At 69.4% G+C, this 11124-nt stretch carries 14 protein-coding genes; 5 read left to right on the forward strand and 9 right to left on the reverse strand.

Features of this window, described 5'->3' with window-relative positions; genetic code table 11:
- The 3 genes from Q7W02_12295 to Q7W02_12305 all read right to left on the reverse strand — a co-directional run.
- On the reverse strand, positions 1 to 258 hold a 258-nt coding region (locus Q7W02_12295), incomplete at its 3' end, for a CoA transferase (GenBank protein MDO8476947.1).
- Positions 255 to 1172 (reverse strand): glycine/sarcosine/betaine reductase selenoprotein B family protein, encoded by a 918-nt coding sequence (locus tag Q7W02_12300; protein ID MDO8476948.1) that lies wholly within the window; start codon positions 1170 to 1172, stop codon positions 255 to 257. The genes Q7W02_12300 and Q7W02_12295, both read right to left, overlap by 4 nt.
- Positions 1173 to 1193: 21 nt before the next feature.
- Positions 1194 to 1577 carry a PPOX class F420-dependent oxidoreductase gene (locus Q7W02_12305; GenBank protein ID MDO8476949.1) on the reverse strand — a complete coding sequence of 128 codons (384 nt, stop codon included), beginning with the start codon at positions 1575 to 1577 and terminating at the stop codon, positions 1194 to 1196.
- A gap of 71 nt (positions 1578 to 1648) precedes the next feature.
- On the opposite strand from Q7W02_12305, the gene Q7W02_12310 reads away from it, so the two are divergent.
- Genes Q7W02_12310 through Q7W02_12320 form a run of 3 tightly spaced genes read left to right on the forward strand, consistent with a single transcriptional unit; the run spans position 1649 to position 3969 of the window.
- Positions 1649 to 2506, forward strand: coding sequence for a TauD/TfdA family dioxygenase (locus Q7W02_12310; protein MDO8476950.1), 858 nt, complete (start codon positions 1649 to 1651; stop codon positions 2504 to 2506).
- Between the two features lies 1 nt (position 2507).
- Positions 2508 to 3503: an amidohydrolase family protein gene (locus tag Q7W02_12315; protein MDO8476951.1), complete on the forward strand. Its 996-nt coding sequence runs from the start codon at positions 2508 to 2510 to the stop codon at positions 3501 to 3503.
- A 55-nt stretch (positions 3504 to 3558) separates the two neighbouring features.
- Positions 3559 to 3969, forward strand: a complete 411-nt coding sequence (locus Q7W02_12320) for a cupin domain-containing protein (GenBank protein ID MDO8476952.1) — start codon at positions 3559 to 3561, stop codon at positions 3967 to 3969.
- A 9-nt stretch (positions 3970 to 3978) separates the two neighbouring features.
- Here the strand turns inward: Q7W02_12320 and Q7W02_12325 are convergent, their stop codons facing one another.
- The 4 genes from Q7W02_12325 to Q7W02_12340 all read right to left on the reverse strand — a co-directional run bounded on the left by Q7W02_12325 (position 3979) and on the right by Q7W02_12340 (position 7616).
- The gene (locus Q7W02_12325; protein MDO8476953.1) at positions 3979 to 4392 is read right to left on the reverse strand and encodes a TIGR03618 family F420-dependent PPOX class oxidoreductase; all 414 of its coding nucleotides are present in this window, start codon (positions 4390 to 4392) and stop codon (positions 3979 to 3981) included.
- A 41-nt stretch (positions 4393 to 4433) separates the two neighbouring features.
- Positions 4434 to 5444 (reverse strand): cation diffusion facilitator family transporter, encoded by a 1011-nt coding sequence (locus Q7W02_12330; GenBank protein ID MDO8476954.1) that lies wholly within the window; start codon positions 5442 to 5444, stop codon positions 4434 to 4436.
- Between the two features lie 31 nt (positions 5445 to 5475).
- Positions 5476 to 6975 carry a hypothetical protein gene (locus Q7W02_12335; GenBank protein MDO8476955.1) on the reverse strand — a complete coding sequence of 500 codons (1500 nt, stop codon included), beginning with the start codon at positions 6973 to 6975 and terminating at the stop codon, positions 5476 to 5478.
- Positions 6976 to 7040: 65 nt separating this feature from the next.
- On the reverse strand, positions 7041 to 7616 hold the full coding sequence (locus Q7W02_12340) for an ABC transporter substrate-binding protein (protein ID MDO8476956.1): 576 nt from the start codon (positions 7614 to 7616) through the stop codon (positions 7041 to 7043).
- A 141-nt stretch (positions 7617 to 7757) separates the two neighbouring features.
- On the opposite strand from Q7W02_12340, the gene Q7W02_12345 reads away from it, so the two are divergent.
- Positions 7758 to 8561: a BadF/BadG/BcrA/BcrD ATPase family protein gene (locus Q7W02_12345; protein ID MDO8476957.1), complete on the forward strand. Its 804-nt coding sequence runs from the start codon at positions 7758 to 7760 to the stop codon at positions 8559 to 8561.
- Positions 8562 to 8567: 6 nt separating this feature from the next.
- Here the strand turns inward: Q7W02_12345 and Q7W02_12350 are convergent, their stop codons facing one another.
- Positions 8568 to 9860, reverse strand: a complete 1293-nt coding sequence (locus Q7W02_12350; GenBank protein MDO8476958.1) for an APC family permease — start codon at positions 9858 to 9860, stop codon at positions 8568 to 8570.
- Positions 9857 to 10078 carry a hypothetical protein gene (locus tag Q7W02_12355; GenBank protein MDO8476959.1) on the reverse strand — a complete coding sequence of 74 codons (222 nt, stop codon included), beginning with the start codon at positions 10076 to 10078 and terminating at the stop codon, positions 9857 to 9859. Before Q7W02_12355 ends, Q7W02_12350 begins: the two co-directional genes overlap by 4 nt.
- 49 nt (positions 10079 to 10127) lie before the next feature.
- On the opposite strand from Q7W02_12355, the gene Q7W02_12360 reads away from it, so the two are divergent.
- Positions 10128 to 10937, forward strand: a complete 810-nt coding sequence (locus Q7W02_12360) for an amidohydrolase (protein MDO8476960.1) — start codon at positions 10128 to 10130, stop codon at positions 10935 to 10937.
- The last annotated feature ends 187 nt before the right edge of the window (positions 10938 to 11124 follow it).

The following is an 11124-nucleotide window of genomic DNA, read 5'->3' on the forward strand; positions in this document are numbered from 1 at the left end:
CTTGACGACCTCGACCGCCTCCGGCCGCCTGAGATCGAGCGTGATGCTGCGCTTGTTGCCGTTCACCGCCAGGAAGCCCGGCGGCATCTTGCGCTCCGCCCACTCCTTGCTGATCAACTGGCTGCGCGTCTCGTCGCCGTCGCGCGACTCGATCTTCAGGACGTCGGCGCCGAGGAGCGCCAGCTGGTAGGTGCCGTACGGGCCCGCGAGGTACCGGGTGAAGTCGAGGATCCGGACGCCGGCGAACGGCTTGCTCATGCGCCGCCGCCGCCTTCTTCGCGCTTTCCTTTCGCGATGGCCTTCACGACGTCGAACTCCTTGCGGCGCTCGGCGATCTCCTCGGGCGTCAACTTGTCGAGGTTGTAAAAGTCGAGCTTCCAGGACGCGTCGGCGCGCCATCTCTGCGGCGACTGCACCGTGGTCCGGCCCGCGGGTGCTCCCTCCAGCACGCGCAGCGCCAGCTCCAACGTTCGCGCCTGCGATTCGACGTCGAACGGGCACCCCGCGGAGTTCCCGAGCGGGAAGTCGCTGAAGAGGAAGCGCGGAACGCCGCAGTGTTCCACGATGTCCTTGGCGCATCCCATGATTACGGTCGGGATGCCGTTGGCCTCGAGATGCCTGGACACCAGACTCACGGTCTGGTGACACACCGGTCAGCTGGGAACCAGCACCGCCACATCCGCGCCGTCTTCCCGGCACTGCCGGAGCAACTCCGGCGCGTCCGCCTCCATCGTCACCCGGTGGCTCCGGTTGGTCGGCGCACCGTGGAACCGAGACGTCAGCGCCCCGATCCGTCCCGCCTTCACGGCTTCATTCAGGCGCGCCAGCGGAAACCAGGTGTTCAGATCCTGGGCCGTGGTGTGGATGCGGTCGTACCCGACGTGCGAGATACGCAGGTCGGGCACCGTGTCCGTCGCGTCGGAGTAGACCTTGTAGAACTTCGCGGCGGCGTTGTACGGCGCTCCCGGCCCCTGGTCGCCGAGCCCTGGCTGGTACGGCGCGGCCGTCGTGATCAGCGCCACGCGCGCCTTCGCCAGAGGCGTGTTGAGCGCCGTGAACGGTACGTCGTCGCAGTGCGCCCAGCGATACGCGCCGTAGCCGAGCGCCAGATAGTAGTCGCGCGTGCGCTGCATGTACGGGATCGGGACGTCGTGCTCAGGGGCGAACGTCATTGGAATCTCCCATATGTGGAACTATAGCTGGATTTCGAGCCAGGCGCGGTGGCTGATGCGGCCGATGAGACTTGACAGGAGATTGGTAGCGCGCATCTGCCAGCCGTACTTTGCCTGAAGCGCCGCGTGGGCGCGCTCGATCGTGCGGGGCTCGGTCAGGATGCGCGCGGTGGCCTCCCGCCACTCGCCACGAACCCGTCCGCGCGCGTCCGAAGGCGCGACCCGCGCCCGCTGGGAATGCCGCAGCCGCTTGACCTTGCCCGACTGCTGGGCCGTGAACACGTAGAGCCTGCCATCGGCCGCGGCGAACCAGACGGGGGTCGCGACCTCGGCGCCATTGAGGCGGAATGTGGCGAGGGTCATGTAGCGGTGCCGATCGAGCTCGACGACGTCGGCCGTTGTCATCGCGCCGATCGTGCCAGACCGCCAGGGACAGGTCAAACCGAGGCCCCGCCGTTGATGATATCCTCCCAGCCATGATCGAGGTTCGCCGCATGGGGCCGCAGATCGGCGCCGAGATCCACGGGATCGACGTCAGGACGCTCGACGACGCGAGCTTTGCCGTGATCTATCGAGCGTGGCTCGACAGCAACGTCCTCGTGGTGCGGGGTCAGGAAGATCTCCAGATCGAAGACTTCCTGCGCTACAGCCGCCGCTTCGGGCTCGTGCAGCCGCACCCGTCGAAGACAACGCGCCACCCGGCCTATCCCGAGATCACCCTGCTGGGCGTCAACAAGTTCGGCCCGGACGGCGCGCTCGACATGGCCATCTATCGACGTGGCGCCGAAGGATGGCACACCGACGGCGCGTACGATCAGGAGCCGTTCAAGGCGACCCAGCTCTATGCCCTCGCGGTTCCGAGCAGGGGCGGCGACACGCTGTTCGCCAGCATGTACGCGGCGTATGAGGCGCTGCCGCAGCGGCTGAAGCGGCGGCTCGACGGCCTTCGCGGGGCCTTCACCTACGGCGGCCGCCGGAAGGCGACGGCGCTGCTCAACGATGAGGACCGCGACTGGACGCCCGTCTTCCATCCGATCATCCGCACGCATCCCGAGACCGGGCGCAAAGGCCTCTACTTCGATCCCGGCAAGATCCTGCGCATCGAGGGTCTCGATGAGCGCGAGAGTGACGCAACGATCGAAGAGCTGACCGGCCGCATGATCCAGCCCGGCGCCGAGTACAGCCACACATGGCGCAAGGGCGACATCGTCATCTGGGACAACCGCTGTTCGTACCACAGGGCGGCGGGCGACTATCCGCCCGAGGAAGACCGCATCCATTGGCGCGTCTCGATCAAGGAGCACGCCGCCGCGGGCACGGTCGCTACCAACTAACATGCGCACGATCGACATTCACGCTCATGTCGTCCCCCAGTCGCTGTGGCGCGCCGCCGACGCCGGCGCTGCGTGGTACGGCTATCGGCACGAGCCGGGCGAGGGCATCGGCACCGTCGTGGGCAACGGCAAACGCACCGGCTTCACGTCGCCCAAGGTGCGCTTCACGGCGGAAGAGCGGATGGAAGACATGGACGCGCAGGGCGTCGACGTCCAGGTCATCTCGATCCACACGCCGTTCTTCGGCTACCACCTCGACCCCGCGCAGGGCCGGCAGCTCGCGCGGGAGGTCAACGACGAGATCGCGGACATGACCCGCCGGTGGCCGCGGCGCTTCGCCGGCCTCGCCACGCTGCCGGTGCAGGACGTGAAGGCTGCCATCGACGAGCTGGAGCGCGCGGTGACTGTCCTCGGACTCAAGGGCGCCGAGCTCGACACGCAGGTGAACGGCCTACAGTGGGACGAGCCGAAGTACCTGCCGCTCTTCAAGGCCGCCGAGGCGATGGGCGCGGTCCTCTTCTTCCATCCGCAGCCGCAGCACAACTTCCTGATGGAGCGGACCGCGCGCGACGGGCTCTTCAACAGCCTCGGTGTCATCCTCGACGACGCGATCGTCGTCGCGATCCTGATCGCGGGCGGCGTCCTCGAAGCGTGTCCCAATCTCCGCGTCTGCATCGCCCACGGCGGCGGCCCGGCGTGCTACGCGATGGGACGGCTCGACCGCGGCTGGCAGGGCCGCCCCGAGGCCCGCCGCATCCCCCAGCCGCCGAGCGCCTACCAGCGGCGCCTCTACTACGACTGCATCACGGGCAGCGAGGCCGCGCTGCGCTTCCTGCTCGACCAGGTCGGCGCCGACCGCGTGGTGCTCGGCAGTGACTGGCCGTTCGTTCCGTGGCATCCGTCCCCCGTCGCCTGGGTGCAGGGGCTCGAGAGCCTGACCCAGGAGGAGAAGGAGCGAATCCTCTGGCGAAACCTCGAGGCCCTGCTCGGCCTATGATCGACGGGCGACCTGATCCCGAGCTCACCGGAAGCGACGTTTCAGGAGACCTCTCATGGCTGACATGAAAGTGATCCGTCTCACCGACACCGAGATCGTCAAGTTCGGTCCGGACGCCGTCTACCAGCTCATCCTCGGCGACGATGCGGGCACAACGCCGATACGTACCGGCATCCAGACGTCCCAGCCCGGGTATGTCGCGCCGGTGCATTCGCACCCCTACATGGAAGTCCTGCACGTCCTGGACGGCGTAGCCGAGGCCTGGATGGATGGCCGGGAGGATCGCAAAGTCCGGCTGGAAAAGGGCGACACCATCGCGCTGCCTCCGAACGTCCCGCACAGCTTCCGCGTCGTCGGCGATCAGGTGCTGAGGCTCCTGGGGACCCACGTCTCGCCGAGGCGGATCGTGGAGTACAAGGACGGCCGCACGACCGATGCAAGGGGCTACCAGACCCTCGACGGCTGAAGGCTCGCGTCAGGCGAGCCCCCAGCTCTTCACCCGTTCAGGCGCGATCCTGAACATCACGCGGTTCGCAGGCATCACCCGGCCACCCCACAGGGTCGCCAGGCGAGGGTATTTCTCGTGGAAGCGCTCGATGAGGGCGCGCCGCGCGGGACCGTCGTCCAAAAACTCCGCGCGCCCGAGCACGGTCACGCCGCGTATGTCCCCGCCCCCGCCGCCGGCCTCGGCCACCACGCAGACCCGCGGGTCACGGCGCAGGTTGTGGACCTTCTGGGTGCCCTCGACGCTGATCATGGTCACGGTCGCCGCGTCGTGGAGAAACCACATCGGCATCGCCAGCGGCGCGCCGTCCGCCCGCACCGTGGCGAGCAGCGCGACCTGCTTGGTCGCGAGAAATCTCTGGATCGCCGTGTCGTCAAGGCTCATAGCGTGTCCCTTCCCGTGATCAGAGCGCCCGGCAGGCGAGCTTAGGGCGCGGGATGCGGCATGTCCGGCTGGACGGCCTCTTCGAGCGTGAGCGGTGTCACCTTGAGGAACGGCTCGCGGCGGATCGGGCAGTCCTCGAGGTCGCAGACTGCGCAGTACGTCCGGTGGCAGGGGTCGGTGTGGAAGACCATCTCCCCCTCGACGCCCAGGTCACGGATCACGCGGGCGGCCACGTCCTCCGAGACGTCGTGGGCCCGCTCCACGCTCCAGAACTCCGGCACCACCAGGTGCGCTTCGACGTGGTGGAATCGCCCGGAGCGGATGGCGCGCAGGTGATGCACGCGGATGACGCCGTGGCCGACGTAGCCCTGGAGCGCGTTGAGCACGCGACTCAACAGCACGGGGTCCTCCTCATCGAGGAGCCCGCCCGCGGCGTGACGCACGAGCCGGAAGCCCGTCCACAGCAGCGACAGCGCCACCAGCAGGGCCACCAGCGGGTCGAGCCACGCGCGGCCCGTCAGGTGCACGAGCAGGAGCCCGACGACGACGCCCACGCTCGTCCAGAAATCCGCGATGACGTGCTGGCCGTCGGCGACCAGGGTCAGCGACTGGTAACGGCGGCCGGTGCGCACCAGGTACCAGCCGAGGCCCAAGTTGACGAGCCCGGCCCCGAGGACGATCAAGACTCCCGTGCCGATCTGCCTGACCTCGGGCCCGGCGAGAAGGCTCTGCGCGACCTCGTAGACGATCAGGACCGAGGCGAAGGCGATGAGGCCGCCCTCGAAGGCCGCCGAGAAGAACTCGATTTTGCCGTGGCCGTAGGGGTGGTTGCGGTCGGCGGGGCGCCCGGCGAAGAGCAGGCCGCCAAGCGCGAAGAGGGCGGCGACGACGTTGACGATGGACTCGAGGGCGTCGGAGAGCACCGCCGTGGAGCCGGTCATGCGGTAGGCCTGGTACTTGGCCGCCAGCAAGAGCACGGAGACCACCAGGGAGATCAGGCCCGCACGGAGCCGGATGCGCGCGTCTTCGGCAACCGGGGTCTCGGGGTTCACGACCCGATTCTACCTTGCCTGCCCGCCCGGGTCAGGCGGGAGATTCCCTCTCGCGGTCGAGCACCGGCGCCAGCAGCGGGGCCAACGTCATGGTCCCGGCCGTGCCCAGGATGACGAGCCAGGACCAGGCGAGCGCGATCACCCCCGTCTCCGAGAGCACGAGCAGCACGAGGTTGACGAGGCCCATGATGACCATGGCGGCGACGTTGGCCCGGTTGGCGCGCAGGCGGGTCAGCAGGCCGAGCAGGAAGACGCCGAGGAGCGAGCCGAAGGTGACGCCGGCGATCTTGAAGGCGAGCCAGAGGATCTTGTCGAAGAAGGAGAAGCCCCAGGCCAGCGCCGCCAGCATCAACCCGAAGGCGACGACGGCGACGCGCGAGACCCGGAGATAGTGGCGGTCGGACTGCCCAGGCGCCAGCAGCGGCCGGTAGATGTCGGTGACGAAGGAGGCCGAGAGCGACCCGAGCGGCGAGTCGATCGAGGCCAGCACGATGGCCGTGAGCATGACGCCGCGCAGAAGCTCGGGCATCGCCGTGCGGATGAAGAACGGGAAGATCTCGTCCGGCCGCGGCAGCGCCCCCGACGGCTGCTGCGCATAGTACGTGAAGAGGCCCGCGCCGATGGCCAGGTAGAGCGAGAGCGTCACCAGCGTGCCGATCGGCGTGAGCGCCAGCGTGCGCTGGCTCTCGCCCCGCGTCTCGACGGTCAATAGGCGCTGCATGAGGTCGTGGTCCGTGCCGAAGGCGGCCATGGACCCGATGAAGCCGTTGAGGATCGCCAGCCAGAAGATGTTCGGGTCCGTCAGCACCCGACGCCAGAAATCGCCCGCGCCCGGCACGGGTCCCCAGTTGATCACGCTCAGCCGTCCCGCCTCCGCCGCCGTCCCGAGCATGGCGCCGAGCCCGCCGTCGATGCGCCAGGCGAGAAAGGCCACGGTCAAGGCGCCGCCCACGAGGAAGGCGCAGGCCTGAAAGACATTGGTCCAGACCACGGCCTTCACGCCGCCCAGCGCGATGTAGGTGATGGACACCACCGTGAAGAGCGCGATCGTCGTCCAGAGCGGCCAACCCACGAGCACCGCGACGGCCAGGGCGGCGGCCATGAGCCGTACCCCCGACCCCAGGAGGCGCGTGATGAAGAAGAAGACCGAGCCCGTCACCTGGCTGGCCTGGCCGAAGCGGTAGAGCAGGAACTCGTAGATCGTCGTGCAGTCGTAGCGGTAGAAGGCTGGGATGAAGAGGTAGGCGACGGCGAGCTTGGCGAGGCTCGAGCCCACGAAGAATTGCCCGTATTCCCAGTTTTCGCTGTAGGCGGTGGCCGGCACCGCGATGATGGTGACGGCGCTGATCTCGGTGGCGAGGAAGGAGAGGCACGCGGCCCACCAGGGGATGCGGCGGCGGGCGAGGAAGAAGTCCGCTGTCCCCCGCTGCTCGCGGCTGAACGCGACGCCGATGGCGACGAGGAAAGCCAGCGACGCCGCCAAGATGGCGAAGTCGGGCCAGGTGAGCGCGGATCCCGCGGGCTCGGCCATGGACTCGCGCCATTATGGCTCAAGCCCGCGGGATCCCCGCGGGATCCCCGCGGGATCGTGAAAGACTAGGAGCCGACCTTCTGGCGGAGCTGCTTGAGCAGGTCGGCGAAAGAGCCGCGCTGGAGGATGCGGTTGAACTGGGCCTTATAGCTGCCCACGAGGCTGATGCCCTCGACGTAGATGTCGTAGACGGCCCAGCGGCTGTCCGCGCGGTACAGCCGGTACTCGAGCCCGATATCGGAGCCCTTCGGCGTCACCACGCGGGACTGCACCGAGGCTTCGTCGCCGTCGATCTTCTCGCTGACATACGTAATGGGCTCGCCCGCGTACTGCTCGATCCTGCTCAGGTACGCGTTGGCGATGAGGGTGCTGAAGAGACGGATGAACTCCTGCTGCTGGGCCGGCGACGCCTGGGTCCACGCGCTGCCCAGCGAGCGCTCGGACATATCGGTGAAGTCGAAGAGGGTCTCGGTGATCTTGCGAACGTCGGCGCGCCGCTCGGCCGTGGAGAGCGTCTTGACCGCCGGGCCGCCCTGGCTGGAGAAGACCTGCTGCACCGCTGTCTGCACCGTCTCCGTCGGGCCGGCCGCTGTCGCGGTGCCCGCCGCTGCCAGCAGCACTGCCATCATGATGTTCAACATCGCGTCTGCGCTCCCTTAGTGGTGGTTTCGCCCTCGTGACAGGGCAGCCTCGTAATTTCAGTCTCTCACAGGTTATGAGACGTAGCGACCCGTTGAGAATTCAGTGTCGAAGATTCGGGGTGCCGGGGCAAAATGGCCGCAATGACGCGCAATTGGACGGTGGGCGTCGACGCGGGCGGCACCTGGCTGCGTGTGCTCGCCGTTGACGGGCGCGGGCGGCGGCTGGTCATGCGGAGGCCCGCGTCCCGCGATCTGCGAGCCGCGCTCGGCGCGACCTGGCGACGCTGGCGACTCGGGCTCGCCCGGGTGGCGCACCTGGTCGTGGCCACGCGCGGGGTCTGGACGGCCTCGGAGCGCCGCGCCGCGGCCGCGAGCCTGCGGGGCCTCGCGCGACGGGTGACCGTCCTCTCCGATGCCGAGGCCGCGCACCTCGGCGCGCTCGGCGGTCGCCCGGGACTGCTCGTGCTCGCGGGCACGGGCTCGATCGTGCTCGGCCGCGGCGCGAGCGGCCGCTGGGTCCGCGCGGGCGGGCTCGGCCCGCTGTTCGGCGACGGCGGCTCCGCCTTTGCCCTCGGCCGCGACTGGCTCGCCGCGGTTCATCCAGCGCGCGCGCGCCGGCTTGCGCAGGCTCCCAATGCCGTCCTGCTGGTCGCGGCGTTCGCCCCGCGGGTGCTTAAGCTCGCCCGCCGCGGGCGGGGCCCCGCGCGTCTCGCGGTGACCCGGGGCGCCTTCGCTCTGGCGCTGACCATGCGCGCTGCCGCCCGAGAAGCGCGGCTGTCTTCACCGATAGGCGTCAGCTGGGCGGGCAGCCTCCTCGAAGACCGCGCCTACCGGTTAGAGGTCTGGCGCATGGCGCGCGGGCTCGGGCTCGGGATCGCGCCCGTCGCGCCCCGCGAGAGCGCGCTCGAGGCCGCGGCGCGCCTCGCCCGCGGGCGCCCGCGCTGAATCGTCCTATCCGCCTTTCCTCCTCCACCACGCCCACGCTGCAGGGCCCGTGAGCGCGGCCACGACTCCGGCCGCGGTGTTCTTCCAGCCCGCCGTCGCCATCGCCAGGAGCGCCGCCGCCGACGGCAGCGCCGCCGTCAGCCAGAGGCCCGCGCCGCCGCCGCCCACGCGCCACGGGCGCGGCAGCGCGGGCTCCCGCAGGCGCAGCGCGACGAATGCGGCGAGCTCGAGCAGGAGCGTGAGCGAGTAGAGCCAGACGTTCAGCACGATGAGCTCTTTGAAGGACCAGAGCGCGAAGACGCTGTAGACGGCGCTCGACAGGAGCACCGCGGCCCAGGGCACGCCGGTCCGCGGATGCGTTGCCGCCAGCCAGCGAGGCAGCTGGCCCTGGAGCGCCAGCGCGTAGGGCAGCCGCGAGTTGGTCAGCACGAGCGAGAGAAAGAGGCCGGCCGTGGCCGTGACTGCGCCCGCGGCGACCGCGCCCGCGAGCCAGGGCCCGCCGACCAGGCCGGCGACGACCGGCCAATGGCCGGTCTCCCAGCGCTGCCAGTCTCCCGTCGCGGCCAGTCCGGCGGCCATGGGGACGATGTAGGCGAGCGCGATCAGCGGAAGCGACCACCAGAGCGCGCGGCGGTACGAGGCCCCGGCTTGGCTCGTCTCACCCAGCACCGTGCTCGGCGTGTCCCACCCGGAGTAATTCCACATCATGACCGCGATCCCGACGCCGAGCCCGCTCCAGAGCCCCTGCCCCGGCGCGGCGAAGGGCGACCAGGGCGCGTGCCCGGCATGTGAGGCCGCGGCGGCGGAGAGGACGACGATGGGCGCAAGCGCGCCGGCCGAGAGGGCCACGGCGCCCCAGCCGGTCACGCGCACGCCGGAGAGGTTCACGGCCGTGAGGAGCCAGACGAAGCCGAGCGCCAGCAGCCAGCGCTCGACGGCCGTCATCTCGGGGCGCCAGAAGCGCAGGTAGTCCGCGAAGAGCGCGGGGTACACGGCCACGTCCACGAAGCTGTTGAGCCAGCTCCACCAGCCGACCTGGAAGCTCCAGAAGGGGCCGAACGCGCGCCGCACCCAGGCGACGTAGCCGCCTTCCTCGGGCAGCGCCGAGGCCATCTCCGCCATGGCGAGAGCGATGGGCGTGCTGACGAGGAGCGGCGTGAGCGCCAGCAGCAAGAGGGTGAGGCCGGGGCCGAAGACGGATACCGCATCCTCGATGCCGTAGGGGCCGCCGCTGACGTTGAAGAAGACGACGGCCAGCAGCGGGAGGAAGGAGAGGCGCTGGCGCGCGGCAGCCCTCACGCCGACTGCGCGGCGCGGATCAGGTCGGGCAGCCCCTGGAGCCACAGATCGATCGGCGTCTCGGCGTCCACGATGATCTCGAGCTTGCCGCTGGGCAGCCGCCGCACCCGCCCCTTGCCCGTGCCCAGCGGGATGACCACCTGCTCCCGGTGGACGCCCATGGCGTCGATGACGGCGAAGATCTTGTTGATCTCGTTCATGCTTACGGCGTCTAGCATGGAAGCCCTCCCCCGACGGGCATCCTAAGTTGTGATAGCCTCTGGGTCAATGCGACTGATCGTTGCGCTCGCGGCCCTCGTCCTCTCGACCGGCAGCCCGGCGGCGGCCGCTGATGCGCCGCTCTTCGACGGGCACATCCACTACAGCAGGCCCGACTGGAGCGTCTACACCCCCGACCAGATCGTCGCCATCCTCGACAAGGCAGGAATCGCACGCGCCCTCGTGTCGAGCACGCCGGACGACGGCACGCTGAAGCTCTACGAGCGCGACCCCAAGCGGGTGATCCCGATCCTCCGTCCCTACCGCACGCGCGACGACATGAGCACGTGGTGGCGCGACCCGTCCACCATCCCCTACCTCGAGCAGCGGCTGGCCAAGGGCGTCCACAAGGGCATCGGCGAGTTCCACATCCACGGCAAGGACATCCACACGCCCGTGCTCAAGCGGATCACCGAGATCGCGGTCCAGCGCAACCTGTATCTCCATGCGCATTCCGACGACGCCGCCGTGATCGAGCTCTTCGCCATCGAGCCCAGGTCGAGGATCATCTGGGCGCACGCCGGCATGTCCTCGGGTGCTCCGGCCGTGGGCGCGCTGATGGACAAGCACGCGAGCCTCTGGGCCGACCTGTCCTACCGCTACGGGGACGTTGCGCCGGGCGGCACGCTCGACCCGGCGTGGCGCGCGCTCCTGATCCGCCACGCCGACCGCTTCATGCTCGGCAGCGACACCTGGACGACGTCTCGGTGGGAACAAGTGGTTGCTATGGCGGCCGAGGCGCGCCGGTTCCTCCAGCAGCTGCCGCCCGATGTCGCCGACAAGATCGCCTCCAGGAATATCGAGAAGCTGTTCCCCTAGCCGATTCCCGGGCGGGGGTGGGGGGTGCCCTCCCGGGACCACGCTGACTCGCATCCCGTTGTGCCCTCTCGCATGGAGCCACGAGATTTCGCTCTTCTGCGCGCTGCCGAAGGCGAAGACCCGAGTCTCGTGGCCCCTTACGAGAGGAAACAGCGGTATGCGAGTCAGCGTGGTCCGCGGGGAGGGC

It is taken from the genome of Candidatus Rokuibacteriota bacterium, assembly GCA_030647435.1.
Taxonomy (GTDB): Bacteria; Methylomirabilota; Methylomirabilia; order Rokubacteriales; family CSP1-6; genus AR37.